The sequence below is a fragment of the Halostella salina genome (assembly GCF_003675855.1).
In the GTDB taxonomy this organism is placed as follows: domain Archaea; phylum Halobacteriota; class Halobacteria; order Halobacteriales; family Natronoarchaeaceae; genus Halostella; species Halostella salina.
The window spans coordinates 66,208-92,334 of record NZ_RCIH01000005.1; the positions used below are offsets into that span (position 1 = coordinate 66,208).

The 26,127-nt window shown below is 69.3% G+C and carries 29 protein-coding genes; 23 read left to right on the forward strand and 6 right to left on the reverse strand.

The genetic code is table 11. The annotated features are described in order from the left end of the window. The 7 genes from D8896_RS10910 to D8896_RS10940 all read left to right on the forward strand — a co-directional run bounded on the left by D8896_RS10910 (position 1) and on the right by D8896_RS10940 (position 3,925). Entirely contained in the window at positions 1-387 is a 387-nt protein-coding gene (locus D8896_RS10910; protein WP_121822135.1) for a DUF7318 family protein, read from the forward strand. A 2-nt stretch (positions 388-389) separates the two neighbouring features. Then, positions 390-1,253, forward strand: a complete 864-nt coding sequence (locus D8896_RS10915; RefSeq protein WP_121822136.1) for a ubiquinol-cytochrome c reductase iron-sulfur subunit — start codon at positions 390-392, stop codon at positions 1,251-1,253. A 3-nt stretch (positions 1,254-1,256) separates the two neighbouring features. Then, positions 1,257-2,051 carry a cytochrome b gene (locus D8896_RS10920; protein ID WP_121822137.1) on the forward strand — a complete coding sequence of 265 codons (795 nt, stop codon included), beginning with the start codon at positions 1,257-1,259 and terminating at the stop codon, positions 2,049-2,051. A gap of 4 nt (positions 2,052-2,055) precedes the next feature. Continuing rightward, positions 2,056-2,823, forward strand: coding sequence for a cytochrome b family protein (locus D8896_RS10925; RefSeq protein ID WP_121822138.1), 768 nt, complete (start codon positions 2,056-2,058; stop codon positions 2,821-2,823). Positions 2,824-2,838: 15 nt separating this feature from the next. Next, positions 2,839-3,165, forward strand: coding sequence for a DUF7315 family membrane protein (locus D8896_RS10930; protein WP_121822139.1), 327 nt, complete (start codon positions 2,839-2,841; stop codon positions 3,163-3,165). Continuing rightward, positions 3,158-3,418 carry a DUF7314 family protein gene (locus D8896_RS10935; protein WP_121822140.1) on the forward strand — a complete coding sequence of 87 codons (261 nt, stop codon included), beginning with the start codon at positions 3,158-3,160 and terminating at the stop codon, positions 3,416-3,418. The genes D8896_RS10930 and D8896_RS10935 overlap by 8 nt, the downstream gene beginning before the upstream one ends. A gap of 69 nt (positions 3,419-3,487) precedes the next feature. Then, on the forward strand, positions 3,488-3,925 hold the full coding sequence (locus tag D8896_RS10940; RefSeq protein WP_121822141.1) for a DUF7313 family protein: 438 nt from the start codon (positions 3,488-3,490) through the stop codon (positions 3,923-3,925). A gap of 10 nt (positions 3,926-3,935) precedes the next feature. Here the strand turns inward: D8896_RS10940 and D8896_RS10945 are convergent, their stop codons facing one another. Beyond that, positions 3,936-4,670, reverse strand: a complete 735-nt coding sequence (locus D8896_RS10945) for an NAD(+)/NADH kinase (protein ID WP_121822142.1) — start codon at positions 4,668-4,670, stop codon at positions 3,936-3,938. Between the two features lie 60 nt (positions 4,671-4,730). Continuing rightward, positions 4,731-6,041, reverse strand: a complete 1,311-nt coding sequence (locus D8896_RS10950) for a M28 family peptidase (RefSeq protein ID WP_121822143.1) — start codon at positions 6,039-6,041, stop codon at positions 4,731-4,733. A gap of 200 nt (positions 6,042-6,241) precedes the next feature. Between D8896_RS10950 and pdhA the strand changes: the two genes are divergently transcribed. The 5 genes from pdhA to D8896_RS10975 all read left to right on the forward strand — a co-directional run bounded on the left by pdhA (position 6,242) and on the right by D8896_RS10975 (position 11,543). Beyond that, on the forward strand, positions 6,242-7,306 hold the full coding sequence (gene pdhA, locus D8896_RS10955; RefSeq protein WP_240452017.1) for a pyruvate dehydrogenase (acetyl-transferring) E1 component subunit alpha: 1,065 nt from the start codon (positions 6,242-6,244) through the stop codon (positions 7,304-7,306). 67 nt (positions 7,307-7,373) lie between these two features. After that, entirely contained in the window at positions 7,374-8,438 is a 1,065-nt protein-coding gene (locus D8896_RS10960; protein WP_121822145.1) for a polyprenyl synthetase family protein, read from the forward strand. A 128-nt stretch (positions 8,439-8,566) separates the two neighbouring features. Further along, positions 8,567-9,214, forward strand: a complete 648-nt coding sequence (locus D8896_RS10965; protein ID WP_121822146.1) for a plastocyanin/azurin family copper-binding protein — start codon at positions 8,567-8,569, stop codon at positions 9,212-9,214. A gap of 46 nt (positions 9,215-9,260) precedes the next feature. Then, positions 9,261-9,950: a potassium channel family protein gene (locus tag D8896_RS10970; RefSeq protein ID WP_121822147.1), complete on the forward strand. Its 690-nt coding sequence runs from the start codon at positions 9,261-9,263 to the stop codon at positions 9,948-9,950. Then, the gene (locus D8896_RS10975) at positions 9,951-11,543 is read left to right on the forward strand and encodes a TrkH family potassium uptake protein (protein WP_121822148.1); all 1,593 of its coding nucleotides are present in this window, start codon (positions 9,951-9,953) and stop codon (positions 11,541-11,543) included. On the opposite strand, the gene D8896_RS10980 is transcribed toward D8896_RS10975, so the two are convergent. From D8896_RS10980 to D8896_RS10990, 3 genes are read right to left on the reverse strand one after another with little or no spacing between them, the layout of a single operon-like run. After that, positions 11,540-13,069 carry a TrkH family potassium uptake protein gene (locus tag D8896_RS10980; protein WP_121822149.1) on the reverse strand — a complete coding sequence of 510 codons (1,530 nt, stop codon included), beginning with the start codon at positions 13,067-13,069 and terminating at the stop codon, positions 11,540-11,542. The two genes, D8896_RS10975 and D8896_RS10980, sit on opposite strands and share 4 nt — an antisense overlap. Next, positions 13,066-14,403, reverse strand: a complete 1,338-nt coding sequence (gene trkA, locus D8896_RS10985) for a Trk system potassium transporter TrkA (RefSeq protein ID WP_121822150.1) — start codon at positions 14,401-14,403, stop codon at positions 13,066-13,068. Before trkA ends, D8896_RS10980 begins: the two co-directional genes overlap by 4 nt. Before the next feature lie 56 nt (positions 14,404-14,459). Then, complete coding sequence (locus D8896_RS10990; protein ID WP_121822151.1) at positions 14,460-14,984, reverse strand: type II toxin-antitoxin system RatA family toxin; 525 nt, start codon at positions 14,982-14,984, stop codon at positions 14,460-14,462. A 103-nt stretch (positions 14,985-15,087) separates the two neighbouring features. Between D8896_RS10990 and D8896_RS10995 the strand changes: the two genes are divergently transcribed. After that, positions 15,088-15,819 carry an NAD(P)/FAD-dependent oxidoreductase gene (locus D8896_RS10995; RefSeq protein ID WP_121822152.1) on the forward strand — a complete coding sequence of 244 codons (732 nt, stop codon included), beginning with the start codon at positions 15,088-15,090 and terminating at the stop codon, positions 15,817-15,819. A 50-nt stretch (positions 15,820-15,869) separates the two neighbouring features. Beyond that, positions 15,870-17,060 (forward strand): bifunctional phosphopantothenoylcysteine decarboxylase/phosphopantothenate--cysteine ligase CoaBC, encoded by a 1,191-nt coding sequence (gene coaBC / locus D8896_RS11000; RefSeq protein ID WP_121822153.1) that lies wholly within the window; start codon positions 15,870-15,872, stop codon positions 17,058-17,060. Between the two features lie 154 nt (positions 17,061-17,214). Here the strand turns inward: coaBC and D8896_RS11005 are convergent, their stop codons facing one another. After that, positions 17,215-17,622, reverse strand: coding sequence for a hypothetical protein (locus D8896_RS11005; RefSeq protein ID WP_121822154.1), 408 nt, complete (start codon positions 17,620-17,622; stop codon positions 17,215-17,217). A gap of 283 nt (positions 17,623-17,905) precedes the next feature. Between D8896_RS11005 and D8896_RS11010 the strand changes: the two genes are divergently transcribed. From D8896_RS11010 to D8896_RS11050, 9 genes are read left to right on the forward strand one after another with little or no spacing between them, the layout of a single operon-like run. Continuing rightward, positions 17,906-18,958 carry a monovalent cation/H+ antiporter subunit E gene (locus D8896_RS11010; protein WP_121822155.1) on the forward strand — a complete coding sequence of 351 codons (1,053 nt, stop codon included), beginning with the start codon at positions 17,906-17,908 and terminating at the stop codon, positions 18,956-18,958. Then, positions 18,955-19,242, forward strand: a complete 288-nt coding sequence (locus tag D8896_RS11015; protein WP_121822156.1) for a cation:proton antiporter — start codon at positions 18,955-18,957, stop codon at positions 19,240-19,242. The genes D8896_RS11010 and D8896_RS11015 overlap by 4 nt, the downstream gene beginning before the upstream one ends. Beyond that, a complete protein-coding gene (gene mnhG / locus D8896_RS11020) occupies positions 19,239-19,556 on the forward strand; it encodes a monovalent cation/H(+) antiporter subunit G (protein WP_121822157.1) in 318 nt (105 codons plus the stop codon). The genes D8896_RS11015 and mnhG overlap by 4 nt, the downstream gene beginning before the upstream one ends. Next, positions 19,556-20,089, forward strand: a complete 534-nt coding sequence (locus D8896_RS11025) for a DUF4040 domain-containing protein (RefSeq protein WP_121822158.1) — start codon at positions 19,556-19,558, stop codon at positions 20,087-20,089. Before mnhG ends, D8896_RS11025 begins: the two co-directional genes overlap by 1 nt. Then, positions 20,086-20,544 (forward strand): MnhB domain-containing protein, encoded by a 459-nt coding sequence (locus tag D8896_RS11030; protein ID WP_121822159.1) that lies wholly within the window; start codon positions 20,086-20,088, stop codon positions 20,542-20,544. The genes D8896_RS11025 and D8896_RS11030 overlap by 4 nt, the downstream gene beginning before the upstream one ends. An 11-nt stretch (positions 20,545-20,555) precedes the next feature. Then, positions 20,556-20,918, forward strand: coding sequence for a cation:proton antiporter subunit C (locus tag D8896_RS11035; RefSeq protein WP_121822371.1), 363 nt, complete (start codon positions 20,556-20,558; stop codon positions 20,916-20,918). Continuing rightward, positions 20,911-22,473, forward strand: a complete 1,563-nt coding sequence (locus D8896_RS11040; protein ID WP_121822160.1) for a monovalent cation/H+ antiporter subunit D family protein — start codon at positions 20,911-20,913, stop codon at positions 22,471-22,473. Before D8896_RS11035 ends, D8896_RS11040 begins: the two co-directional genes overlap by 8 nt. Beyond that, positions 22,470-24,275 carry a cation:proton antiporter gene (locus D8896_RS11045; RefSeq protein ID WP_121822161.1) on the forward strand — a complete coding sequence of 602 codons (1,806 nt, stop codon included), beginning with the start codon at positions 22,470-22,472 and terminating at the stop codon, positions 24,273-24,275. Before D8896_RS11040 ends, D8896_RS11045 begins: the two co-directional genes overlap by 4 nt. After that, the gene (locus D8896_RS11050) at positions 24,275-26,095 is read left to right on the forward strand and encodes a Na(+)/H(+) antiporter subunit D (RefSeq protein WP_121822162.1); all 1,821 of its coding nucleotides are present in this window, start codon (positions 24,275-24,277) and stop codon (positions 26,093-26,095) included. Before D8896_RS11045 ends, D8896_RS11050 begins: the two co-directional genes overlap by 1 nt. Positions 26,096-26,127: the final 32 nt, after the last annotated feature.

The following is a 26,127-nucleotide window of genomic DNA, read 5'->3' on the forward strand; positions in this document are numbered from 1 at the left end:
ATGTCATCGCAAGGAAGCACCTACGGCGACATTCATCGCTACGAACCGGCTCGCGAGAGCACCGCGGCGGCGATAGCCATCGTGTTGCTGACCGTCGTCGAGGTCGTGTTCGTGGGGCTGTTCACGTACGGGATGGTCAACGGCTGGGGGTACTTCGAGACCGGGAACATGTATCTCGGCTTCACTCTCACCGTCATCTTCGTCGACCTGGCGTTCATCCTCCTGCTGTACCGCAAGGAGTTCCTCCCCGACGTGATGATCGTCAAGAAGCGCCGTCGCAAGTGGGAGGACCTGTACGTCCGCGAGGAGGACGCCGACGGTCGCGAGCTCGCCGGGAACGCCTGGGAGCACGTGAAACGCGCAGTGTACCCCTACTACAAGAAATAATCATGCCAGAGGACGAAGACAAGTACCCGGTCGAATCGGATCGTCGACGCTTCGTGAAAGGCGTCGTCGGCAGCGCGGCGCTCGCCGGCGTCGGGACGACGGGCGCTGCGGCCATCGACTCCACGACGAGCGCGGCCGGCGCGGGCGGCGGCACGACGACGTACATGGCGATCGAGAACACCGACGGGCCCGCCCCGCGCGGCATGCCGCAGATCCCCGTGGAGATAGAGGACGGCCAGCTGAAGGGCGTCTGGCCGGAAGTGAAAGAGCGGGAGCTCCAGTCCGGGGATACCATAAACATCGCCGAGACGCAGAACTTCAAGGACACCGGCCTCACCTACAGCAACCGGTGGTTCCAGTACTGTGGCGTCCAGTCGTACCCGGGACTCGCACCCGACGCCGACCAGGACAACTTCCTCCGGTACTCCGGGCAGCCGCCCGCCTCGTACGACTGGATGACCGAAGCGACCTCCGGCGGGGAAATCGTCCAGGTCTCGGACTTCGACGACTACGAGAGCTACAGCGGCACCGGCATCGGCTCGGGCGGGCTCGGGAAGCCGGCGGTGGCGACCTGGCGCTCCCAGGACGTCGACACCGTCATCCCGGTCCAGATCATCCGCAGCCCGGTGATAGAGGAGATGGCACAGAACGACGAATGGCTGGCAGCGTCCACCGCACAGGGCTTTATGGCGTACCTGAACAAGTGTACGCACTTCTGCTGTGTGCCCGGCTGGAAAAGCCTCGAAAGCTCGGCGCAGTTCGGGGCGGAGGACGAGGTGTACTGCCAGTGCCACCAGTCGATATACGACCCGTTCTCCCTCGTCGAACGGACGTTCACGGCGCTCCCGCGCCCGGAGGATGACTGACCAATGAGCCTCGAAAAGAAGGACGAACACGACCACGGCGCGTGGCTCAAGGAGAAGGACCTCTCGCCGATCGAGCGGGGGTTCCTCGTGACGCTGATCTGGCTGGACCAGCGGTTCCGGATCGTCGACTACCTCGAACTGCTGGAGAACCTGTACTACAAGGCCAACCTCCAGATGCCCAAGAGCCACACCGAGCAGTACAACCTCGACAACAAGTTCTGGTACTGGTACCCGCTGTACTCGCTCGGCTTCTTCTCGACGATAGCGTACGTCGTCGCCGCAGTCAGCGGCGCGTTGCTCGGGTTCTACTACTCCCCGGCGACCGCCGGCGAGACGGCGGCGGCCTACGAGCAGGTCATCTTCATCATGACGGACCTGAACTTCGGATACATGCTCCGGAGCATCCACCGCTGGTCCGCACAGGTGATGACGGCCGCGGTGTTCCTGCACATGCTCCGCGTGTACTTCACCGGGGCGTACAAGGAACCCCGCGAGCTGAACTGGCTCATCGGCATCGTCCTGATCAGCCTGACGATGGTGTTCGGGTACACGGGCTACCTGCTCCCGTGGAACCAGCTGTCGTTCTGGGCCGGCCAGATCGGCGTCGAGATGAGCCTCTCGATACCGCTCATCGGACAGTGGGTCGCACAGCTACTGTTCGGCGGCTTCACGCTCGGGCAGGCCACGCTGCAACGGATGTACATCCTGCACGTGTTCTTCCTGCCCTTCGTCGTGACGACGCTGATCGCGATCCACATCGGCATCGTCTGGATGCAGGGCATCGCGGAACCCCACTAACACAATGACCGACGACAACGAATCCACCGAAACGCGAACGGACGGCAGCGGGCCGGGCATCGTCGCTCCCGACGACGAGGTGCCGACCTGGCAGGAGCGCAAGGAGCGCAAGCAGGGCCTGTCCCGCCTCACCTACGAGTACTTCGAGCGCGCGCGCCGCGAGGACCAGGACCTCCGGCAGGAGTCGAGCTACGTCGAGCGCGACGTGCTCGGCTTCCCGACCTGGCCCCACGAACTCATCCGGAACCTCTCGCTGACGTTCTTCTTCGTGGGGATGATCCTGTTCCTCTCGGCGACGCTCCCGCCCGAGATGATGGCGGTCGCGGACCCGAGCACGACGCCGCCGATCATCCTGCCGGACTGGTATCTGTACTGGTCGTTCGGCCTGCTGAAGCTCGGCCCGCTCAACCCCGAACTGGCGATCCTCGGGGGCGACAAGCTGATGGCCGACCGGACGTACGGCGTCGTCGCCAACCTCGTCGTGGTCGGTGCCATCGCCATCGTGCCGTTCCTCAACAAGGGGAGCGCCCGCCGGCCGGTCGAGCAGCCGTTCTGGGCCGGCATCGGCGTCATGGGCGTCACGTTCGCCATGACGATCAGCGCGCTGTCCATCAAGAACCTCCTCCCGATGGACTCGCACGTGTTGTTCGACATCACGTTCCTGCTCCCGCCGATCGCGGGGCTGATAACGTACGCGGTGCTGCGGTCGATGCGCGAGGGGTACATGTACGACCTGAACCGGCGGTACTACCGGCTGCGGCCGCCGAAGTAACGGTCCCCTTTCTCGATGTCCTCGCCAGAGACGGACGACGACGGTGTCGCGACCGACGAGCAGTCCTCGCGGGAGATCGAGGTCCCGATCCGGCTGTACAAGACGGTGACCGTGTTCTCGACGCTGTTTGCCATCACGGGCGTCATCCTCGGCTTCGTCCTGCTGGACACGGCGACGAACCGCGCGACGGCGGATCTGGACGAGGTCAACGTGGTGGTCGCTATCGCCGGCCTCGCGTCGATCCTCGGCGGGGCCGGGGTGTACGCGTTCGCGACGCGGTTCCAGGCTCCGGGAATGGGAAACGCTAAAAACGACGACGACCAAGATATCGACAATGGCTGACGAATTCGCGAAAGGACTCGGCATCCTCACCGGCGCGGGCCTGGCGTGGATGGTCCTCGCCGGCTGGTTCAACACGCCCTCGTTCGAGGAGCAACAGCTCTCCGGTCCGGACCCGTCGAACCCGGACATGTACACGGCGATCGCGCTGGAACTGAAGGACGCGCTGTTCTGGTTCGCCATCCTCGGTGCGCTGACGTTCTGGGTCGTCATCCCGATCGGCCGCGAACTGTACGCCGCGTACGCGGCGGAGTGACGGCGGCCGGTGCTTCTCGGGGGCGGGGAATTGGAAAAACACTAATGGCCCAATAACACAGGTTCACGTATGGATCCGTCATCGATGTTCGGCCCCATCGACGCTCTCAGCCGGTCGCAGGTGGAGTTCATCCTCCTCGGCCTGGTGATCGTCACCATGGTCACGCGCCTGCTCGCCCATCGCGCCCACGTCTCGCAGGCGCGTGACGGCGGCGCGGAGGCGATGAGCCGGTATCTGCCACACGAGATCGCCTCCGCCGTGCTCATCCTCGGCTCGTTTTACTACACCACCGTCGCGCGCCACGGCGGCATCGTGCTGTCGATGCTCGTCCTCGGGACCTTCCTCACCGACTTCTTCGAGTTCGAATCCCGGAAGGTCGAAGCCCGGAAGGACGGGGAACTGGAACGTCCGAAAGCCGCGGTGATCGGCTCGCTGTTCGTTCTCTCCTACGCCGCGTACCAGACGCTGTTCTACGTCATCGCGCCGGTCTGGAACAGCATCGTGTAGGCCGGGCGGCCTACCAAAACGCCGCGCTCTCCTCGACGACCGTGACCTCGATCCCCCCGTCCCGCGAGACGTGCGTCGCGCCGTCGGTCGGGACGGGACCCTCGTCGCGGCCGTCGACGAGCAGGGACACGTCGCCCTCGTCGCGCTCGACCGACAGCGTCAGCGACTCGTCGGACAGGATCCACCCCTCGGCGTCGGTGACGAAGGGTGCGATCGGCGTCACCGAGACGACGCCGCGCTCCGGCGTCACCACGGGCCCGCCGGCAGCCGCGGCGTACCCGTGACTGCCCGCCGGAGTCGCGACCACGACGCCGTCGGCCCGGAACCCGTCGACGCGTCGGTCACCGCTGCGAACGGCGTACTCGGAGATCCGTGCCGGCTCGCTGGTGACGAGCGTCACGTCGAAGACGGCGGGGACGGGGTCACGGTCGCCGACCCGCACCGAGAGCACGGGGCGTTCGACCGTCTCGCTCTCGCCGGCGACGACGGCGGCGACCGCCCGCCCGACGGCGTCGCGCGGGACCGACCGAACGCCGGGGCCGGCGTCGACCGGGAGGACGAGCGCGTCCGAGTTCGCCCGGACGAGGTCGACGACCGCGGCCCGACCGTCCGCGACGACGAGGTCGGCGTCCGCGACTCGGGCGTCGGTCCCGGCGGTCACCCGGCTGTCCGTCGCCCGCTCGACGGCCGCGGCGAGCGGATCGGGGGCCCCGCTGACGACCGCGACGGTCACGTCACCGACCATTGGGCACCCGCACCATAGGCGAAGCGTGGCGTCCCGCGGGCAAAAGGCTACAGGTTTCGGTCACCCGTCGAACGGCCAGTCGCCCGTAATCTGCATCCCCTCGGCGAGGTTCTGGGCCTCCAGCGCCGCGACGATCTCGTCCTCGGACTTGCGCTCGATGGTGACGGCGTCGTCGGCGAGTTCGACGGCCAGTTCGGTCAGCAGGACGGCCTGTTCGCGGAGGTCGCGGGGGTCTAGCTTGTCTATCGTATCGGCGAACGTGTGTCCCCAGCCGCGCCCCTCGCCGTCGGTCTTGCTCGACACGTGGTAGCCGGGGACGCCGCGGCGGACGAACGGCCAGTGGTCGCTGTGGGGACCCATCTCCGGGATCGTCTCGATCGGGTGGTCGAACCGCTCGGCGACGGTCTCTGCCGCCTCCTCCAGCGCCTCGAACTCGTGGGTGTACGCCGACAACGTCCGCCCGCGCACGACGCCGTCGAGGTTGATCACGGCCCGGACGGCGTCGGTGTCGGCGCGTTCGGCCTCGTACCCTGACCCGACGAGCCCGACCTCCTCCGCGCCGAAGGCGACGAAGTGGACCCGCGTATCCAGTTCGTCCTCGCGGGCGGCGAGGGCGCGGGCGACCTCGACGAGCATCGCGGTGCCCGCGCCGTTGTCCATCGCGCCCTCCGCGATGTCGTGGGCGTCGACGTGGCTCGTCACGAAGACGGCCTCGTCCGTGTCCGGACCGAGGTCCGCGTGGACGTTCCGGCTCGTCGCGTCGCCGGCCGCCGCGTCGACCGAGACGGTCACGTCGTCGCCCTCGAACCGTCGAGCGAGGCGCGCGCCGACCTCCTTCGAGACGCCCACTGCGGGGATCTCGCCGATCGGGTCGTCCTCGGTGCCGACGCTGCCGGTGGGAGGGAGACACCCCTCGACGTGGTTGCGGTAGACGAACGCGGCGGCCCCGTTCTCGACCGCGTGGTAGTACTTCTCCCGGCGGTGGACGTACCGGTCGTAGTAGTCCGGCGCGTCGCTTCGAACCAGCACGACAGCGCCCGACAGGTCCGCGTCCGCGAAATCCTCGGGGAGGCCGTACTCGAGGTCGACCAGTTCCCCGGTCACCTCGCCCGAGGGGCTTCGCGGCAGGGCGATACAGTCCTGCTCCGTCCCGGACGCGCGGACGGCGCTGTCGCCCCGTTCCCACCCCTGGATATCGAACTCGTCGAGCCGGGCGTCCCGCGCGCCGACGCGGTCGAGCGCGTCGCGGGTCGCCTCGGCCGCCCGCCGTTCGCCCTCGCTGCCGGCCATCCGGTTGCCCTCGTCGACGAGCCGTTCGAGGTGGTCCCATCCGACATCGCTGGTGACGGTGTCACCGATCCACTCGCTCATGCACCCCCATCCAGCGGGCCGCCGCCTAAGCGTTTCGTCTCGATCGACGGTTCGTTATTCGGCCGCCGGCTGAGCGCGTTAGAACTGACGTATCGATGGCTATCTTATAAACCACAGCGTGGAAATCGAGCCTTCTGGCAATTATTGCGAGAGTTTATTACCCCTCCTGCCGTGTAACCGATAGAACGTTGGTGATAGATATGCAGGCAGAAGCCGACATGGTGCGCGTGCTGGCCGACGACGACGCCCCCGAGGACACCGGCGTCGAACTGTCCGCCGACCTGGCCCGGGACCTCTACCGGACACAGGTGCTCGCGCGGCAGTTCGACCGGAAAGCCGTCAGCCTCCACCGGCAGGGCCGCATCGGGACGTACGCGCCGATGGAGGGACAGGAGGCCGCGCAGGTCGGCGCGGCGGCGGCGCTTGGCGACCGGGACTACTGCTTCCCGACGTACCGCGACCACGCGATGTATCTCCAGCGCGGCTACGACCTCGCCGAGGTCGTCCGGCACCTGCTCGGCGAGGGCAACTACGTCGACCGCTCCGACGACGACGACGTGCGCACGTTCCCGCCGACGATCCCGATCGCCACGCAGCTACCGCACGCGGTCGGCATCGGGATGGCGTCGACGTACCGCGGCGACGACGCCGTCGCGCTGGCGAGTTTCGGCGACGGGGCGACCAGCGAGGGCGACTTCCACGAGGCGCTGAACATCGCGGGCGTGTTCGAGGCCCCCGTCGTGTTCTTCTGTCAGAACAACGGCTACGCGATCAGCGTCCCCACGGAGCGCCAGACCGCGACGGCCACCATCGCTGAGAAGGCCGACGCCTACGGCATCGAGGGGGTCCGCGTCGACGGCAACGACGTGGTCGCCGTCCACGAGGTCGTGAGCGAGGCGATCGAACGCGCCCGGTCCGGCGGCGGGCCGACGCTCGTCGAGGCGGTCACGTACCGGCGCGGCCCCCACACCACGACGGACGACCCCACGAAGTACCGCGACGAGGACGACGTGCCGGCGCACGCGGAGCGCGACCCGATCGACCGCACCCGCGAGTATCTGGAGGCGACCCACGGCTGGAGCGACGCCGACGAGACGGCGCTCCGGGAGGCCGCCGATGCGGAGGTCGAGAACGCCGTCCAGGCGGCCGAAGACGCCGACGGGCTCTCGCCGGACGCGATGTTCGAGCACGTGTTCGCCGACCAGCCCGCCCGGTACGAGCGCCAGCGGCAGGCGGTCCCGGACGACCCGGCCGTCGACCGCTGACCGCAACCCCGGCACGGCGTCCCGGGAAACTGAAACTTTTTCCCCGTGCCCGCGAGAGGGGGAGAACATGCGGGAGACGCTCGCGGAGTGGCGGCCGGCCGTCGACAGCGCCATCGAGCGCGTCCTACCGCGCGAGATAGACGAGGCGTATCTCACGGAGTTTTTCGGGCCGGCGACGTACCGCTACGACCCCGAGAGCATCCAGCGCGCGCTCGCCGACCCGGTGTGGGACCTGCTCGACCGGGGCGGGAAACGCTGGCGGCCGGTCGTCTTCCTCACGCTCGTCGAGGCGTTCGGCGAGGACCCCGAGGCGTTCCTGCCGTACGCCACTATTCCCGAGATACTCCACACCGGCACCATCATCGTCGACGACGTGGAGGACGGCGCGGCGAAGCGCCGCGGCGGGCCGGCCCTCCACCACGTGTACGGCGAGGACGTGGCGCTGAACGCGGGCAACGCGATGTACTTCCTGCCGCTGAAGATCATCACGCACGACCCCGGCGACCTCCCGGCCGAGCGTCGGCTGGCGGCCTACGAGATGCTGATGTCGGAACTGAACCGCACGCATCTCGGGCAGGGGATGGACATCCACTGGCACAACCAGCGCGAGGCGAACGTGGGCGTCGACGAGTATCTGGAGATGTGCGCGTGCAAGACCGGCTGTCTCGGCCGGATCGTCGCCCGGCTGGCGGCGATCGTCACGGGGCAGTCCGACCGGGTCGAGCGCCGCGTCGCCCGGTACGCCGAGGAGATGTCGGTCGCCTTCCAGATCGGCGACGACATCCTCGACGTGGAGCACTCCTTGGACCGCGCGGGCGCGTTCGGCAAGGAGTTCGGCAACGACGTCAGGGAAGGGAAAAAGACCCTGCTGGTCATCCGCGCGGTCCAGGAGGCCGACCCGGACGAGGCCGAGCGCCTCCAGTCGATCCTCGCCGCCGACGAGAACTCCGACGAGGAGGTCGAAACCGCGCTCTCGATCCTTGAGCGGACCGGAAGCGTCGACTACGCCCGCGAACGCGCGGTGGACCTGGCGGCAAGCGCCCGGAGCCACCTCGACGGACTCGGCCTCGAACCGGGGCCTGCGGCCACCCTCGCCGATTTTACGGAGTTCGTGGTCGAACGCGACCGGTGAACCCGGCCGCCGGACCGATCTCCGGGGGAGTGCCCGTGTCGGCGACCGCCGGCACGGAACCACGACGGTCGGCGTGGTTCGATGGGGAAACCAAAGTATTCAGTACGGGGCATCCCCTAGCCCCGACCATGACGAACGACGACGCGAACGGTTCGGTGTCCCGTCGGGGCTTTCTCAAGGCCGGCGTCGGCGCGACCGCCGTGTCCGCAGGAGCCGCCGCCACGACCGGCACGGCGGGTGCACAGGAGGGTAACGAAACCTCGGGCAACGGGACGACGACCGCCGGCAACGAAACGACGACGACCGGCAACGGCACCACCGGCGGTGGTGGTGGCGGTGGCGGAGGCGGCGGCAGCGAGACGGTCCAGCTGACCGGCGACAACGTGTTCGACCCGGCGGAGCTGTACATCGCGCCGGGGACGACGGTGACGTTCGAGTGGACCGGCGGCAACCACAACATCGTCGTCGACAGCCAGCCCTCCGACGCCAACTGGGAGGGCCACCAGTCGATCGTGGGGCCGGGCAACACCCACGAGCACACGTTCGAGGTGCTGGGCGACTACAACTACTACTGCTCGCCCCACCAGTCGCTCGGCATGGAGGGCGTCATCCACGTCACCGAGGGCGGCGTGAACCCCAACGCCGGCGGGGGCGGACCGACGCTGCCCACCAGCGCGATGACGATGGGCGTCGCCACGCTGGCGGCGATGGGCTCGACGCTGGCGCTCGCCTTCTTCTTCATCAAGTACGGCGGCGACTACGAGATGCCGGAGTAGCCGGAACGGTAGCTTTTCACGCTCCGGTTGTCAACGGGTCGATCGAATGTACATCATCGCCGTGGGGGCGGGAAGTATCGGGAGCCCGCTCATCGACGTCGCCACGACCGACGAGAACGAGGTGGTGGTGATCGAGCGGAACGAGGAGAAGGCGGACCGCGCGGCCCGCGAGTACGACTGCCTCGTCCTCCACGATGACGCCACGGAGATGTCGACGCTTGAGGACGCCGGGATCGACCGGGCGGACGCGCTCATCAGCACCACCGACCAGGACGCCACGAACATCATGGTGTGTCTCCTGGCGAAGGAGCGCGACGTGCCGGCGATCGTCTCGGTGGTCCACAACCCGGAGCATATGAACCTGTTCCGCCGGATCGGCGTCAACACGATGGAGAACCCCCAGAGCCTCATCGCGGAGTACCTCTACCGGGCGGTCAAGCGCCCCTCGATCAAGGACTACATGCGCGTCGGCGACACCGCCGAGGTGTTCGAGATCACGGTCGACGAGGACGCGCCGATCGCGAACAAAACCCTGATCGAGGCGGACGAGGCCGGGCTGCTCCCCCACGGCGTCCTCGTCGTCGCGATCGAGCGCAACGGCGAAGCGGACCCGATCACCCCGCAGGGCGGCACGGAGGTCCACGCCGGCGACCTGCTGACGGTGTACTCGCAGGACGGCGCGACCCCGGACGTGACGGACGCGTTCGGCCACTACGAGGACCACGACTTCGCGTAGATGAGCCGCCATAGTTCGCGGGTTCCGGCGGCGCTGGCGACGATAGCCCGCGACGTCGGGTCGCTGCTGCTGATCGAGGCGCTGCTGATGACGGTGACCGTCGTCGTCGCGCTCACGTTTCGTGAGTTCCACGCGGCGTTTTCGTTCCTGCTCGCCGGCGGCCTCACCGCCGCGGTCGGCGGCGGGGCGCGGCTCCGGTTCAGCGACGCGCCGGACCCCCGGATGAAACACGGGATGGTGATCGCCGCGGCCGGCTGGTTCGCCGTGGCGCTGTTCGGGGCGCTGGGGTTTCTCCTGACCGCGTACCTGACCCCCGAACAGGTCGCCGCGGGCTACGTGCCGGCGGGCGCGGAGTACTCGCAGTCGAGCCTCCGGTACTTCGAATCCCCGCTGCACGCCCTGTTCGAGAGCATGAGCGGGTGGACCGGGAGCGGGCTGACGATGGCGGTCCACGAGCCGTCGCTGCCCTACGCCCTCCAGTGGTGGCGCTCGCTCATCCAGTGGGTCGGCGGCGTCGGCGTCATCGTGCTCACGGTGTCTATCCTCTCGCGTCCCGGTAGCGGGAGCTACGCCCTCTACCGGAGCGAAACCCGCGAGGAGAAGATCCACCCGAGCGTCGTCAGCACGGTTCGGACCGTCTGGAAGATATTCGTCGTCTACTCGGTCCTCTCGGTGCTCGCGCTGTTCGTGGCGATCTACTGGACGCAGGACCTCCCGCTGTTCGACGCGGCATGGCAGGCGCTCAACCACGCGATGACCGGGCTGGCGACCGGCGGGTTCAGCGTGACGGACAACTCGATCGCCACGTACGACTCACCGCTCATCGAGACGGTGCTGCTCCCGGTCATGACGCTCGGGGCCATCGCCTTCCCGATCCACTACGGCGTGCTGAACGGCCGCGACCCGCGCCTGCTCCTCTCGGACCTCCAGACCCGCTGGCTGTTCGTGCTGCTCGGTGCCGGCGTCGTCGTCCTCTCGGCCCAGAACGCACTCGTCGACCCGATTTCCGCGGCGGCGTTCGACGGGTCGTCCGACGCGGTCCGGGACTCGACGTTCCAGTGGATCAGCGCGCTCACCTGCACCGGGTTCCAGTCGGCACCCATCGGCGAGTGGAGTCCCGGCGGCAAGCTCGTCGTGAGCGTCGCGATGGTGATCGGCGGCGCGGCAGGGTCGACAGTCGGCGGTATCAAGATCGTTCGCGCGTACACCGTCGCGCGGGGCATCCGCTGGCAGTTCTCGCGCGTGTTCCTGCCCCAGTCCGCGGTCGTCAACGCCCGCCTCGGCGACCGGGTCCTTGACCGCGGCGAGATGGAACGGGAGTTCAGCGAGGCGGCCATCGTCACGCTCCTCTGGGTCATCCTGCTGGTCGCGAGCAGTCTCGCCCTGGTCAACGCCACCGGTGCCGACTACGCGAGCGCGCTGTTCGAGGTGGCGAGCGCCCAGGGCAACGTCGGCCTCTCGACCGGGATCACCGGTCCGGATATGCCCGCCGTCGCGGAGGGGATGTTCGTCCTCAACATGTGGGTCGGCCGCCTGGAGATCATCCCGGTGCTCGTGTTCGCCCGGTCGGTCCTCTACGGGCTGGAACCCTAGCTCCGCCAGTAGCCGGAGGTCAGCAGGACCAGCACCGGGATGATCTCCAGCCGCCCGATCCACATCAGCCCGACCATCAGGAGCTTCGACGTGGTCGGGAAATCGAGGTAGCTCCCCATGGGGCCGACCATCCCGAGCCCCGGACCGATGTTCCCCAGGGTCGCCGCCGACGCCGTCAGTGCCTCGATCACCGCGAGGTCAAGCCCCACCCGCGCGGCGTCGACGGCGATCAGGAGCGCGCCGATCAAAAACAGGGCGAAGTAGAGCAGCGTGAACGCGTAGATTCCTCGGAGTGCGCGCTCGTCCAGCGCCCGGCCGGCGAGGCGGACCGGCCGGACCGCCTCGGGGTGGACCGTCGTGAACAGCTCACGCCGGATCGACTTGAGGATCACGAGCCAGCGGACGATCTTTATCCCGCCGCCGGTCGACCCGGCGCTCCCGCCGACGAACATGGCGAACACGAGCACGTACTGTGCTGGCCCGCTCCAGACCTCGAAATCCATACTCGCGTAGCCGGTCGTCGTGACGATCGAGACGGCCTGAAACGTAGCGTGCCGGAGCGAGGACTCCAGGTTACCGGCGACCGGGAACGGGTTGTCGGGACCGACGAGGTTCGGGCCGGTAAACAGGATCACCGCCCCCAGCGCCGAGACGACCCCGATCGCTCCGGCGTACGTGCGGAACTCGCTGTCGCCGAGGAGGTTCGACGGCTCGCCCCGGAGGACGTGCCAGAACAGCGCGAAGTTCGTCCCGGCGGCGATCATAAACGGGATGATGACCCACTGGACGACCGCGGAGAACGCCTCGATGCTGCGTGCCTCCGGGGAGAACCCGCCGGTCGGCATCGTTGTCAGCGGATGGGCGACCGCGTTGTAGAACGTCATGTTCGGCGCGTGACCCCCCATGTGGAGTCCGTACAGGAGGACGAATTCCAACACGGTGAAGCCCAGATAGACGAGCCACAGCACCCGCGCCGTCTCGGCGATCCGCGGCGTGAGCTTCTCGATGCCCGGACCGGGGGCTTCGGCGTCCATCAGCTGTGCGCCCCCGACGGAGAGTTCGGGGAGGATCGCGACCGCGAGGACGACGATCCCCATCCCACCGAGCCACTGGGTCTGCTGTCGCCAGATCATCAGCGCCCGGGAGTGCGTGTCGAAGGAGATGTCGCCCATCACGGTCGCCCCGGTGGTCGTGAAGCCGCTCATGCTCTCGAACAGGGCGTTCGCCGGGGCGGCGACGGTCCCCTCCCCCGCGATCAGGTAGGGGACGGCCCCGACGATGGCGACCGCCAACCAGGTAAGGCCGACCATCAGAAAGCCCTCGCGCGCGCCGAGGTCCGGGTCGGGATCGAGCCGTTCCAGCGCGGTCCCGGCCGTCACCGCGAGGAGGATTGTCGCGCCGAACGTGAGCAGCCCCTCACCGTACCACGCCGCGGTCGCGAGCGGGAGCACCAGTGCGACGGCCAGATACTTGACGACGGTCCCCACGAGGCTGAGGCTCGCCCGCCAGTCGACCCGGACGTTCATAGCAGGGACGACACCTCGTCGAGCACCTCGGTGTCGACGAAGACGACGACGTGGTCGCCCGGATGGACGACCGTGTCGCCCCGGGGCGTGATGAACGCGCCGTCGCGCGTGATCGCGCCGACGACGACGCCCTCCGGGAACTCCGTCGCAGCCTCGTGGATCTCGGTGTCGGCGAGCACGCTGTCGCGATCGACCTCGATCTCGAGCACCTCGGCGCGGTCGGCCTCGATCATCGCGACGTTCTCGGTCTGTTCCTCGTAGGTGAACCGGGTGATCTCCTCGGCGGTCACCTCCCGCGGGTTGACCGCCACGTCGATGCCGACGGTCTCGAACAGGTCGACGTACTCGGCGGCGTTGACGACCGCGATGGTCCGCGCACAGCCGATCCGACGGGCCAGAAGCGAGACGAGCAGGTTCTTCTCGTCGCTGTCCAGCGTCGCTACGACGAGGTCGGCCTCGTCGACGTGCTCCCGGTCGAGGAACTCCCGGTCGGTCGCGTCGCTCTCCAGAACGATGGTTTCCGGGAGGTCCTCCGCGAGTTCGCGCGCCCGGTCGGGGTCGTGTTCGATGAGCCGGGGGGCGATCCCGCGCTCCTCGAACAGCCGTGCCGTCTGGTACCCGATCTCGCCGCCGCCGACGATGACCACCTCGTTGGCCTCCGAGAGCGTCGGGTCCGGAGTCAGCGCCGCGGCGAACCCGCGGACGCTCTCGGGACTCCCGATGACGACGACGCGGTCGCCGGCCTCGATCGTCGTGTCGCCGGTCGGGATCGTCACGTCGTCGTCCCGCAGGATGGCGGCGAAGGTGAGCGACTCGAAGCGGTCGGCCTCCCGAACGGACTGGTCGGCGATCGGGCTGTCCGCCGCGATGCCGAACTCCGCCATGCTGACGATTCCGTCGGCGAACGTGCCCACGTCCTGCGCACCCGGGAGTCCGGCGATCCGGACGATGCTCTCGGCGGTCAGGAGGTTGACGCTGACCATGAAGTCGACGCCGAAGACGCCCTCGGAGCGCTCCCAGGTGCGGAGGAGGGAGGTCTTCTTGACGCGTGCGATGGTGAACACGTCCCCGAGCGTCTTGGCCGTCGAGCAGGCGACGATGTTCGTCTCGTCGTTGTCCGTGCTGGCGATCACCATGTCGGCGTCGGCGACGCGAGCCTCCTGTAGGGTCTCCAGCGACGTGCCGTCGCCCTCGATGGCGAGCACGTCCAGTTCGTAGGTCAGCGACTCGACGCGGTCGGGGTCCCGGTCGACGACGACCACGTCGTGTGACGCCGAGAGGCTCGCGGCGATACTCGACCCGACTTCGCCAGCGCCGACGACGATCACTCGCACGGTACGGTCCTCCGGGGCATTTGCCGAATCGTGTCGTGGGGGCACCAAGTGGTTTTCTATCCGTCCGGTGCGGTGTGAATCCGCAGGTCGACCGACCGCCGCTGGCCTTCGAGGTCCGCGACGATCCGCTCGACGATCGCCTCGGCCTCCGTTCGGAGCTTCGGTTTCAGCTTCTCGACCACCCAGTCGAAGGAGACGAACCGCGGCAGTCCGAGCCCGCCCCGGGCGGAGTCGACGTCGACCTGAATCCGGAGGACGACGCGGCTCGCCGTCTCCGCGTCCGGCGGCGCTTCGTCGGCCGCCTCCTCGACCTCCCACGCCCCTGCCGCGTCGACATCTTTCACGAGTTTCCAGTCGATCCGTTCGGGCGGCTCCGCCGCGACGACCCGCGACCGTGCGGTGTAGGTCAGCTTCCACCAGGCGAACTCCAGGTCGTACTCCGTGCCGGGCGATCCGTCGCCGTGGCGGCGCACCTCCCGCAGATGCTCGGAGTAGTTCGCGTACCGGGGGAAGTCGACGAGAAAGTCGTACACCTCCTCGGGCGGGAGGTGGACCAGCGTGCTCAGTTCGACGGTTTCCACGCCCGACGTTACGACGCTCGGACCGTAAGCGTTTGTGTCGTCGATCGACTCCTCCCGGTGCGAGTCCGTATTCTACTTGGCAGCGGGGATCCCACCGCTACGTATGCACCGTGACGTGCTGATCGTCGGCGGCGGCGTGGCCGGGCTGTCGGCCGGCATCTTCACCGCCCGCGCCGGCCTCGACACGCTCGTCGTCTCGGAGGGCGAGTCGATCCTCGAACGCAACGCGCACCTGGAGAACTACCCCGGATTCCCGGCCGGGGTCGACGCCCGCCTGCTGCTGCGGATGACCCGCGAGCAGGCCGAACGCGCCGGCGTCGGGTTCGCGACCGGCCGCGTGACGGACCTCTCCCGCGCCGACGGCGACGGCTTCGTCGTCACGACGGCCGACGGGGACCGGTACACGGCGGACCACGTGGTCGCCGCGTCGTGGTCCGACGCGTCCTATCTCCGCGACATCGACGTGGGCGTCGTCGACCGCGGGAGCAAGGCGTTCGCGGACGTGGAATCTGGCGGCCGAACTGCTGTCGACGGCGTGTACGCCGCCGGCCGCCTCGCGGACGAGCCACATCAGGCGGTCGTCTGTGCCGGCCACGGCGCGAAGGTCGGCCTGGCCGTCGTCCACGACTCCGACGCGAACCACTACCACGACTGGACGACGCCCGAGGGCTACTTCACCGGCCGGGACCGCGACGTGCCGCCGAACTGCGAGGAGATCGACGACGCCGAGCGCCGGGAGCGCGAGCGCGAGAGCCGCGAACTGCTCCGGGAGTATCTCGCCGAACCGCTGGACGACGAGCCGACGATGCACCCGAGCGTCGCAGACGAGAAGTAACCGGGTCGAGCCCTGACGTTTTAACCCCCGGCGCGCCCAACCGGGAGGCGATGCTCTCGGGAGTCAACGTCGCGCTCGGGGTCACCGGCTCCATCGCGGCGGTCAAGACCGTCGAACTCGCCCACGAGCTGCGCCGCCGGGGGGCGAGCGTCCGCGCCGTCATGACCGACAGCGCGCGGGGGATCGTCCACCCGTGGGCCGTCGAGTTCGCCACCGGGAACGACGTGGTCACGGAGATCACCGGCGACGTGGAACACGTCGCGCTCTGCGGCCGGGAGGGGTGGGCCGACGTTCTCCTGATAGCGCCCGCGACGGCCAACACCGTCGGGAAGGTCGCCGCTGCGATCGACGACACGCCGGTCACCACCTGCGCGACGACGGCGCTCGGCGCTGACGTGCCGGTCGTCGTCGCGCCGGCGATGCACGAGCCGATGTACGACCACCCCGGCGTGCTCGAGGCAATCGACCGCGTCGAGTCGTGGGGCGTCGACTTCGTCGACCCCCGGATCGAGGAGGGGAAGGCGAAGATCGCGACCGAGGATTCCATCGCCCTCGCCGTCGCGCGGGCCGCGGGCGACGACGCCCTCGCCGGCGAGCACGTCGTCGTGACGAGCGGCGCGACCGCCGAGGCGATCGACCCGGTGCGCGTGCTGACGAACCGGTCGTCCGGCCGAACCGGTCGCGCCGTCGCCTGCGCCTGCCACGCCCGCGGCGCGGACGTGACGCTCGTCCACGCGGCGGTCGGCCCGCGGGCCGTCTCCGACGACGGCGTCGCGGGCGACCTCGCGTTCGCCGACGTGCGCGAGGTCGAGCGCACCGCCGACCTGCTGGACGCGACGCTCGACGCGGCGGCCGACGCGGACGCGCTCGTCGCCGCGGCCGCAGTCGCGGACTACACGGTCGAGGCGCGCGACGAGAAGATCCGGTCGGGCGGCACGCTCTCCCTCGACTTCGAACCCACGCCGAAGGTGATCGACGAGGTGCGCGCCGCGAATCCGGACCTCCCGATCGTCGGATTCAAAGCCGAGACGGGGGGCGACGATGACGCGATGGTCGCGGCCGCCCGCGAGACGCTCGACCGCGCCGGCCTCGCGTTCGTCGTCGCCAACGACGCGGGCGTGATGGGGGAAAGCGAGACGCGCGCGCTGGTCGTGCGCGCGGACGACGCGTCACCGTTTGAGGGCAGTAAGGCCGGCTTAGGCGAGCGCGTCGCCGAGGAACTGGTGACGGAGCTGGCGTAGCGGGAGCGGTGCGGTGGCGGGGTGGGAGGACGAGCGGTTCACCGGGCGCGACCGGCGGGGAGCGCCCGGCGTTTTTGGCCGAGCTTTTTGCCGGGAGGGTGCCCGCAGCGGGCCGCAGGCCCGCGAGGACACCCGACCGGGAAAAAGGTCGTCGCTAGACGTACCGGGAGTGTGGCACCGGCGAGTTCCCCTCGAACCCGGTGTCGCGGCCGAACACGCGGAGTCGGCCGGTCCCGACGAGGTCGCCGATCCAGCCGTAGGAGAGGTGTTCGTAGTGGCGGCGGTGGGCCGGGAGGGCGTCCTGTTCGAACTGCTCGGCCGTGGAGTTGGGGACCCAGCGGACGACCGCGCCCTCGGGCGTCAGTTCGAGCACTTCGAACCCCTCGAACTCGCGGCCGGCGGGGTCGTCCCAGTACCAGAAGTCGCCTTCGTCGATCCGGAACCCGCGGTCCGCGCGGGCGTCGGGGTGGGGGCGGTCGTAGCGGACGGAGACGGCTGTGGCGAGGCGGAAGTCGTCCGCGAACGTTGCGTCGTGTGGTTCGGCGATCGTTACGGCGACCATGTGTTCGCTAAGGAGCGGTTACTCCCCGACGGCTTTAGGCGATCTTGCGGCCTGGACGCCGAGTACTTACCAGTTGCTCACGGTCGGTCACCGGGCATCGTCCGCCGGTCACACCCGGTAAGAGCGGCTTACCGGGTCGTTCGACGGGGGATGGACGGCGGCGGCGTCGCGCCCGCGGCGCGCGGCAGATATAAAAATAGTTTTCCATCGGGTCGGTAAGGGTACAACGAGTAGCGACCATGCAACCGAGACAGACCAGTCGGGCGGTCGACGCGGGGGACGAATGACCGAGGAGCCGAGCGCTCGGATCCTGGTTCCGGTCGGCGAGTCGATCACGCTCCGGAACACCGTGGCGTACGCGGTTCGCGAGGCGGCCGACCGCGCGGCAGCCGGCGAGGCCGCAACGGTCCACTTCGTCTACCCGGTCACCGGGCGCGTGGTCGACCCGGCCGAGTTCGACGACCCCGAGTCGCTGCTGGACCGCGTCGAGGTGTGGGCGCGGGAGGACCTCGGGGACGACTCGCCGGACGTCGAGATAGAGACGGCGCTCCGGGCGAGCGACGTGTATCTCTTCAGCCCCGTCGATTACGCCCGGACGCTGCTGGAGTACGCGGACGAACGGAACCTCGACCGGATCATCGTCGACCCCGAGTACACGCCCGCGGGGAGCGCGCCGATGGTCCGTCCCCTGGAGTACGAGCTGTCGCGGTCCGAACTGACGATAGAGGAAGCGCCGGTCGACCGGCCGACGCGGCGCACGCGGCTCGTCCGCGGGGGCGGGCTGGCGAAGTTCGCCACCGTGTTCGGCGCGTCCTTTCTCTTCTACAACCTGCTCGGCGGGTTCACCGGGGCGTTCGACTACGTGACGGGGGCGTTCAGCGCTCTCGTCACCGCGGCGCTTCTCTCCGGGATCTCGCTGAAGACGGCCCCCGGACGGAGAGCGCCCGCCCGGATTCTGCGGTTCCTCGTCTACGTGCCCTACCTCCTCTGGGAGATCGCGAAGGCGAACATCGAGATGGCGTACGTCGTCCTCCACCCGAAGCTCCCGATAGACCCCGAGATGGTGGAGTTCGAGGCGGCGGTCTGGGGCGACCTGCCCGTGACGACGCTCGCGAACAGCATCACGCTGACGCCCGGGACGCTGACCGTCGACGTGAGCCGGCGCGAGTTCCACGTCCACGCGCTGACGAAATCGACGCGTGACGGCCTGCTCGACGGCGCGCTCGAACGGGCCGTCCGGTTCGTCTTCTACGGACGCGAGGCGGCGGCCATCGCCAGCCCGGCGGAACGACGCGAGGGGGAGACGGCCGACGAGACGGAGGTGAGCGACGAGTGACCGCCGCGTCCGGGCTGGTCGCGGACGTGCTGGTCGCCGCTGCCGGAGCCTTCGCCACCCTCACCGCCGTCGTCCTCTACCGGGTGGCGAAGGGACCGACGATGCAGGACCGGGTCATCGCCGTCAACGTCATCGGCTCCAACACCGTCGTCATCATCGCGCTGCTGGCGGCGGCGTTCGGGGAGCCGGGCTTCCTCGACGTGGCGCTGATCTACGCCCTGCTCAACTTCCTGATGAGCATCGCCATCTCCAAGTTCACCGTCGAGCGTGGGGGGATCATATGACGCCGACCGAGATCGCCGTCGTCGTCCTCGCGGCCGGCGGCGTGTTCTTCGGCCTGGTCGCGGCCGTCGGCCTGCTCCGACTGCCGGACCTGTACACCCGGACCCACGCCGCCTCGAAGAGCGACACGCTCGGCGCGGTGCTCGCGCTCGGCGCTGCCGCGCTGGCGTTCGACGCCGGCGTCCCCACCGTCAAGATCGCACTGCTGCTCCTCTTTATGTTCATCACGAACCCGACCGCCGCCCACGCGATCACCCGGGCGGCGTACGACCAGGAGATCGAACCGTGGACCGCCGACGAGGAGGGGGAGGGCTGATGGTGTCGGCGCTGGAGGTCGCGACGCTCGTGTTCGTCCTCGGGACGGCCCTGACGGCCGCGCTGCTCCGGGACGTGCTCGGCGCGATCATCGCCTTCGCCGCGTACAGCCTCGGCGTCTCGATCCTGTGGGTGTTCCTGCAGGCCCCCGACGTGGCGCTGACCGAGGCGGCGGTCGGGGCGGGCGTGATGACGATCCTGTTCCTGCTGACCATCGTCCGGACGGTACGGCCCCCGACGGACGACCTGCTCGAATCGGTCGGCTGGCGCGGCGTCGCGGCCGGCGGCGCGCTGTCGACCCTGCTGCTCGTGACCGTCCCGTCGCTGCCGGCCATCGGGAGCGACTCGCCGGTGACGACCGGCGAGGTGACGGCGTACTACCTCGAAAACGCATACGCCGACACGCACGTCGAAAACGCCGTGACGGCGGTGCTGGCGGCCTACCGCGGCTTCGACACGCTCGGCGAGGCTGTGGTCGTGTTCGCCGCCGGCGTCGCCGTGCTCGTCGTCCTGCGACAGGAGGAGTTCGTATGAGCTACGAGGACCAGATCCCCTACGTCGAGAGCACCATCATCATGACCACCGTCCGCGTCGTCGCGCCGTTCGTGCTGACGCTCGGGCTGTTCGTCATGTTCCACGGCGCGGGGTCGGCCGGGGGCGGCTTCCAGGGCGGGGTCGTCGTCGGCTCCGTCATCCTGATGCTCGCCTTTGCCTTCGGCATCGAGGCCGTCCGGGACTGGATCAACCCCGCTGCGGTCCTCGGCGTCATCGGACTCGGCGTCGGCACCTTCGTCGCCATCGGCCTCGGGTCGGTGGCGCTGGGCGGCGCGTTCCTGGAGTACGGGCGCTACGGCTCGCTCACCGTCGTGAAATACAGCATCGAACTCGTCGAACTCGGCATCGGCGCGATCGTCACCGGCGTCGTCGTCGGGCTGTTCTTCCTGATCGCCGGCGGGTACGCCGACGCGGAGGAGGAGGGATCGGCATGACGGAGGTTGGTATGATAGACCTGCTACTCACTCGCTACAACTACGTCGCCGTCGCCCTGTTGCTCGGCATCGGCGTGTACATGATGATCGAGAACGCGAACCTGGTGAAGAAGGTCATCGGGATGAACGTGTTCCAGACCGGCATCTTCCTGTTTTTCATCACCACGGCGTACGTCGACGGCGGCAATCCGCCGCTCGTCAAGGGCGGACAGGTCGGCGAGTACGCCAGCCCGCTTCCTCACGTCCTCATCCTGACGGCCATCGTCGTCGGCGTGAGCCTCACCGCGGTGGCGCTCGCGCTGATCGTCCGGATCTACGCGGAGTACGGCACGCTGAACGAAAACGTGCTCCGGGAGGTGCGCGCCGATGAGTGACGTGCCGGCGCTGCTGGTCGCGGTGCCAATCGTGGCCGGGGTCGTCGCGCTGGTCGTCGGACAGTGGCGTGACCGGGCCGCATGGGCCGTCGCGCTGGTCGCGTCCGCCGCGCAGGTCGTGCTGGCCGGTTCGCTCGCGACGACGGTGTTCCGCGACGGGACGGTGTCGTACGAGGTGGGGAACTTCGCCGCGCCGTACGGCATCGAACTCGTCGTCGACGGGCTGTCGGCGTCGGTGGCGGTGCTGGTCGCCGTCGTCGCGCTGGGCGTCCTCGTCTACTCGCGGGTTTCGGGGCCGCATACGCCCGCCTTCCACGCCGAGTACCTCCTGCTCGTCGCCGGCCTCTCCGGGATGAGCATCACCGGCGACGTGTTCAACCTGTACGTCTTCCTGGAGATCACCGGGCTGGCCGCCTACGCGCTGGTCGCCTCGGGCGACGGCGGCCGTGCGGCCGTCGGCGCGCTGAAGTACCTCATCGTCGGCACCGTCGGCGCGTCGCTGTACCTGCTCGGCGTCGGCTACGCGTTCGTCGCCACCGGCACGCTGAACATGGCCGACATGTCCGCGAAGCTCGCCGAGGTCGGGTACGCCGACCCGCTGGTCCTTGCCGCCTTCGGCCTCATCGTGACGGGGCTGGCGGTCAAGTCGGCTATCTTCCCGCTGCACACCTGGCAGCCGGAGGCGTACGCCGGCGCGCCCGACAGCGTCAGCGCGTTCATCTCCGCGCTGGTGTCGACGGTGTCGGCGTACGCCATCGCGCGGCTGGTCGTCTCGGTGTTCACCGTCGACTTCCTCCGCGCGAACCCGGTCGCACAGGACCTGGTCGTCGCGCTCGCCGGCGTCAGCGTCGTCGCCGGGAGCGCGCTCGCGGTGACCCAGAGCGAGATCAAGCGGATGCTCGCGTACTCCTCGGTGTCGCAGTTCGGCCTCGTCGTCGCCGCGTTCGCGCTGGCGACGGAGTCGGCGTTCGTCGGGGGTACCATTCACCTGCTCGGCCACGCCGTGATGAAGGGCGGCCTGTTCATGGCCGCCGGCGCGGTCGCCGCGGCGACGGGCGCGCGGACCGTCTCGGAGTACCGCGGGCTGGCCAGTCGCCGGCCGGTGCTGGCCGGCTCCTTCGCCGTCCTCGCGCTCGCGATGGTCGGCGTCCCGCCGGCGGTCGGCTTCGTCGGCAAGTGGTACATCGCGCTGGCGGCGGTCGAGGCCGAGGCGTGGTCCATCGCCGTCGTCATCCTCGTCAGCACGCTGCTGACGCTGGCGTACTTCGCCCGGGTGATAGAGCGGATGTACTTCGCAAGCGCCCCGGCGGCGACCGCGGCCGACGAGGCCACCGAGCCGACGCCCGACGCGGCGGTCGTCGACGGCGGCGACGGGCCGCTCTCCGGACGCGGGTCACCACGCTCCGACGGCGGTGCTGACGGGCCCTTCGCCCTCACGCCGGGCGTCGTCGCGCTGGTCGTCGTCGTCACGGTCACGTCGGTCGCGCTCGGCTTCGTCGCGACCGAGTACGCACAGTTGCTAGAACAGACCCTCCCCCCACTCCTCTCACCATGACTGACCCATCGCTCAGACCGCTCGCCGCGGTTCTCGCGGCCGCGCTCCCCATCGTCGCCATCGTCGCGTCGCACCGCCGGCCGAACGTCCGCGAGGGGTGGTCCGTCGCGGCCGCCCTCGCCACCTTCGGGATCGTCGCGAGCATGGTCCCCGGAGTGCTCGACGGGGCCGTCTACGTCACGAACCTCGGGACGTTCGTGTTCGGCGTGGACTTCGCGCTCCGGGCCGACGCGCTCGGCGTGCTGTTCGCCCTGCTGGCGAGCTTCCTGTGGGTCGTCACGACGTTCTACAGCGTCGGCTACATGCGGGGGCTGGACGAGCACTCGCAGACGCGCTACTTCGCCTCGTTCGCGGCCAGCGTGGCGGCGGCGGTCGGCGTCGCCTTCGGCGCGAACCTGCTCGTCCTGTTCGTGTTCTACGAACTGCTGACGGTCGCCACGTACCCGCTGGTCACCCACGACGAGGACGCCGAGGCCCGCGCCGCCGGCCGGAAGTACCTCACCTACACGTTCGGCGGCGGCGTCGCGGTGCTCGCCGGCACCATCCTCGTCTACTGGCTGACCGGCACGGTCGCGTTCTCGCCCGGCGGGATCGAGGGGCTCGCGACCGCAAACGAGCTGTACGCCCGCGCGGCGTTCGCGCTGCTGGCCGGCGGTTTCGGCGTCAAGGCGGCGCTGATGCCGGCCCACTCCTGGCTGCCCGACGCGATGGTCGCGCCGACGCCCGTCTCCGGCCTGCTCCACGCGGTCGCGGTCGTCAAGAGCGGCGTGTTCGGCGTCGCCCGCGTCGTCCTCGACGTGTTCGGCCCGGGGACGGTTGCGGACCTGGGCGTCGGCGTCGCGCTGGCCGCGGTCGCCGCGTTCACGCTGCTCGTGGCGAGCATCATCGCGCTCCGGCAGGACAACCTCAAACGGCGGCTCGCCTACTCGACGGTAAGCCAGCTGTCGTACATCGTGCTCGGCCTCGGCGTCGGCGCGTACGACGCCTCGGGGCTGGCGCTGACCGGCGGGCTGCTCCACATCCCCGCCCACGCGTTCATGAAGCTCACCCTGTTCTTCTGTGCCGGCGCGATCCACGTCGAGACCCACACCGACGACATCAGCGACATGGCCGGGATCGGCCGGCGGATGCCGCTGACGATGGCGGCGTTCGGCGTCGCCAGCCTCGGGATGGCCGGCATCCCGCTGCTCGCGGGCTTCGTCAGCAAGTGGTACCTGTTGCTCGGGAGCGTCGAGGCCGGGTACGCCGTCTTCGCGGTCGCCCTGCTCGTCTCGGGCGTGCTGAACATCGCGTACTTCTGGCCGGTCGTCTACCAGGCGTTCTTCCAGACGGCCGACGACTCCGACGCAAAGCCCGTCATCGAGAACCCCTTCGGCGGCGCGACGCCGGCGGCAACCGGCCACGGCGACGCCGCCCGGACCGACGGCGGGTCGGCCGACGACGGTCCGGTCCGCGAGGACGACGAGACGTACGCGGTCGACCGCAACCCGAGCGACCACGTCGACGACGCGAGCGCGGACGCCGGCGAGATGGACGACGCGCCCGGATCCGCCGACGCGACGGCGGACGACCACCACGGCTACGAGGCACACGACGACAAGGACCCCGACCACCACAACGAGCACCACGGCGGGCCGCCGGCCGGCGGCTGGGAGCGCCGGGGCTTCGGCGATGAGAGCACCTGGTTCATGCTCGGCCCCATCTCGACGGCGGCGCTGGGCGCGATACTGCTCGGGGTCGTCCCGCACGCGGCGGTGTTTCTGGAGATCGTCGACCTGATCGTGACGGGGGTGCTGGGCTGATGGTCGAGTTCGCGTTCACCGCAGTCCCGCCCGCCGTGCCCGTCCTCGCCGTCGCGCTGCTGCTCCCGCTGCTCTCGCGTCGGGTCGGCCACGCGCTCGGCGCGCTGACCGCGGCCGGCGTGATGGGCTGGACGTACCTCGTCCCGGCGGGGGCGTATCTCGGCCCGGAGCTGACGTTCCTCGGCTTCGACGCCGTGCTGTTCAACGTCGACCCGTTCTCGCGGCTGATGGGCGTCGTCTTCGGTCTCATCGGGGCCGCGGCGGTCGTCTACTCGTACTACAGCGACGCCGAGAACGTCCAGACCGCGTACGCGCTCACCTACGTCGGCTCCAGCCTCGGCGCGGTGTTCGCGGGCGACTGGCTCACGCTGATCTTCTTCTGGGAGCTGATGGCCGTCACCAGCACGCTGCTGGTGTGGCACCACGGCGGGAAGGCGGTGCGCGCCGGCTTCCGCTACGCCCTGCTGCACGGCATCGGCGGGAGCCTGCTGATGGCCGCCATCGTCTGGCACTACGCGGAGGTCGGGACGTTCCTCTTTGCCTCGGTGCCGGGCGGCCCGGCGGTGGCCGGTATCACGGCCGGCCTGCCCGCGGCGCTCGCGGCGCTGGGCATCGGCGTCAACGTCGGCTTCATCGGTCTGCACGCGTGGCTGCCGGACACGTACCCGCGGCCCCACGTCGCGGCGAGCGTGTTCCTCTGCGTGTACACCACCAAGACCGGCGTGTACGGGATGTACCGCGCCTTCCCCGAGGGCCACATCTGGATCGCGTACATGGGCGGCGCGATGGCCGTCTTCGGCGCGACATTCGCGCTGTTCCAGAACGACATGCGCCGCCTGCTCTCCTACCACATCCAGTCGCAGGTCGGCTACATGGTCGCCGGCGTCGGCATCGGCGGCGCGCTCGCCCAGTCCGGCGCGTTCGCCCACGTGTTCAACCACATCCTCTACAAGGGGCTGCTGTTCATGACGGCCGGCGTGGTCGTCTACCGCACCGGCCGGGAGAACCTGAAGAAGCTCGGCGGCCTCGCCCGGCAGATGCCGGTCACCGCCGGCGCGTTCACCGTCGCGGCGCTGTCGATCGCCGGCTTCCCGGGGTTCAACGGGTTCGTCAGCAAGGGGATCGTCATCTCCGCGAGCCACTACGACTTCGCGAAGGGTCCCCTCCCGATCGGCGACTTCTACACGCTGGAGTGGCTGCTCCTGCTCGGCGGCGTCGGCACGTTCATGTCGTTCATCAAGTTCGGCTACTACGCCTTCTTCCACGGCGAGTACGACGGCAGCGTGGCCGACGCCAACCGTGGGCAGAGCGTCGCCATGCTCGCCGTGGCCGCACTCTGCGTGTTCTACGGGCTCGTCCCGGGCGCGCTGTTCTCACTGCTTCCCTTCGACGTGACCGACGGCGCGGTCGTCGCCCACGTCTACAAGACCTACACCGTCGGCCACGTCGTCGAGGGGGTCGCGCTCGCCGTCGCCGGGCTGGTCGGGTTCTACGCGGCGAAGAAGCCGCTGTCGAAGCTCGGCCGCGTCCCCGACATCGACGCGCTGTACGGACCGCTGTCGTTCTACGGCACGCGCGGCCTCGTCCGCGGCGTCACGGAGACGTACGCCGCGGTCGACCGGGCCGCCGTCGCCGCGGCGAACGCCGCGATGGCCACCGCGCGGGACCCCCGGCGGCTCACCCGTCGTCTCCCCGGCGGCACCGCGGAACTCGGGTTCGGCGAGGACACCGAGCACGTCCCGATGGACACGACCGTCGGCACCAGCGTCCTCATCCTCACCGTCGTCGTCGCGCTGGCGCTGGTCGTCCTGTTCGCGTAGGCGACCGCGCCGCGTTCGGCGGCGTTTATACC

What these genes read in the sequence shown, in the direction of transcription:
- D8896_RS11050 (WP_121822162.1), top strand. Translation starts at nt 24,275, where the DNA reads ATGGTCGAGTTCGCGTTCACCGCAGTCCCGCCCGCCGTGCCCGTCCTC.
- D8896_RS10960 (WP_121822145.1), top strand. Translation starts at nt 7,374, where the DNA reads ATGCGGGAGACGCTCGCGGAGTGGCGGCCGGCCGTCGACAGCGCCATC.
- D8896_RS10940 (WP_121822141.1), top strand. Translation starts at nt 3,488, where the DNA reads ATGGATCCGTCATCGATGTTCGGCCCCATCGACGCTCTCAGCCGGTCG.
- D8896_RS10980 (WP_121822149.1), bottom strand. Translation starts at nt 13,069, where the DNA reads ATGAACGTCCGGGTCGACTGGCGGGCGAGCCTCAGCCTCGTGGGGACC.
- D8896_RS10970 (WP_121822147.1), top strand. Translation starts at nt 9,261, where the DNA reads ATGTACATCATCGCCGTGGGGGCGGGAAGTATCGGGAGCCCGCTCATC.
- D8896_RS10915 (WP_121822136.1), top strand. Translation starts at nt 390, where the DNA reads ATGCCAGAGGACGAAGACAAGTACCCGGTCGAATCGGATCGTCGACGC.
- D8896_RS10950 (WP_121822143.1), bottom strand. Translation starts at nt 6,041, where the DNA reads ATGAGCGAGTGGATCGGTGACACCGTCACCAGCGATGTCGGATGGGAC.
- pdhA (WP_240452017.1), top strand. Translation starts at nt 6,242, where the DNA reads ATGCAGGCAGAAGCCGACATGGTGCGCGTGCTGGCCGACGACGACGCC.
- D8896_RS11030 (WP_121822159.1), top strand. Translation starts at nt 20,086, where the DNA reads ATGAGCTACGAGGACCAGATCCCCTACGTCGAGAGCACCATCATCATG.
- D8896_RS10920 (WP_121822137.1), top strand. Translation starts at nt 1,257, where the DNA reads ATGAGCCTCGAAAAGAAGGACGAACACGACCACGGCGCGTGGCTCAAG.
- D8896_RS10975 (WP_121822148.1), top strand. Translation starts at nt 9,951, where the DNA reads ATGAGCCGCCATAGTTCGCGGGTTCCGGCGGCGCTGGCGACGATAGCC.
- D8896_RS10965 (WP_121822146.1), top strand. Translation starts at nt 8,567, where the DNA reads ATGACGAACGACGACGCGAACGGTTCGGTGTCCCGTCGGGGCTTTCTC.
- coaBC (WP_121822153.1), top strand. Translation starts at nt 15,870, where the DNA reads ATGCTCTCGGGAGTCAACGTCGCGCTCGGGGTCACCGGCTCCATCGCG.
- D8896_RS11005 (WP_121822154.1), bottom strand. Translation starts at nt 17,622, where the DNA reads ATGGTCGCCGTAACGATCGCCGAACCACACGACGCAACGTTCGCGGAC.
- D8896_RS10945 (WP_121822142.1), bottom strand. Translation starts at nt 4,670, where the DNA reads ATGGTCGGTGACGTGACCGTCGCGGTCGTCAGCGGGGCCCCCGATCCG.
- mnhG (WP_121822157.1), top strand. Translation starts at nt 19,239, where the DNA reads ATGACGCCGACCGAGATCGCCGTCGTCGTCCTCGCGGCCGGCGGCGTG.
- D8896_RS11025 (WP_121822158.1), top strand. Translation starts at nt 19,556, where the DNA reads ATGGTGTCGGCGCTGGAGGTCGCGACGCTCGTGTTCGTCCTCGGGACG.
- D8896_RS10930 (WP_121822139.1), top strand. Translation starts at nt 2,839, where the DNA reads ATGTCCTCGCCAGAGACGGACGACGACGGTGTCGCGACCGACGAGCAG.
- D8896_RS10935 (WP_121822140.1), top strand. Translation starts at nt 3,158, where the DNA reads ATGGCTGACGAATTCGCGAAAGGACTCGGCATCCTCACCGGCGCGGGC.
- D8896_RS10910 (WP_121822135.1), top strand. Translation starts at nt 1, where the DNA reads ATGTCATCGCAAGGAAGCACCTACGGCGACATTCATCGCTACGAACCG.
- D8896_RS11010 (WP_121822155.1), top strand. Translation starts at nt 17,906, where the DNA reads ATGACCGAGGAGCCGAGCGCTCGGATCCTGGTTCCGGTCGGCGAGTCG.
- D8896_RS11035 (WP_121822371.1), top strand. Translation starts at nt 20,556, where the DNA reads ATGATAGACCTGCTACTCACTCGCTACAACTACGTCGCCGTCGCCCTG.
- D8896_RS11045 (WP_121822161.1), top strand. Translation starts at nt 22,470, where the DNA reads ATGACTGACCCATCGCTCAGACCGCTCGCCGCGGTTCTCGCGGCCGCG.
- D8896_RS10995 (WP_121822152.1), top strand. Translation starts at nt 15,088, where the DNA reads ATGCACCGTGACGTGCTGATCGTCGGCGGCGGCGTGGCCGGGCTGTCG.
- D8896_RS11040 (WP_121822160.1), top strand. Translation starts at nt 20,911, where the DNA reads ATGAGTGACGTGCCGGCGCTGCTGGTCGCGGTGCCAATCGTGGCCGGG.
- D8896_RS10925 (WP_121822138.1), top strand. Translation starts at nt 2,056, where the DNA reads ATGACCGACGACAACGAATCCACCGAAACGCGAACGGACGGCAGCGGG.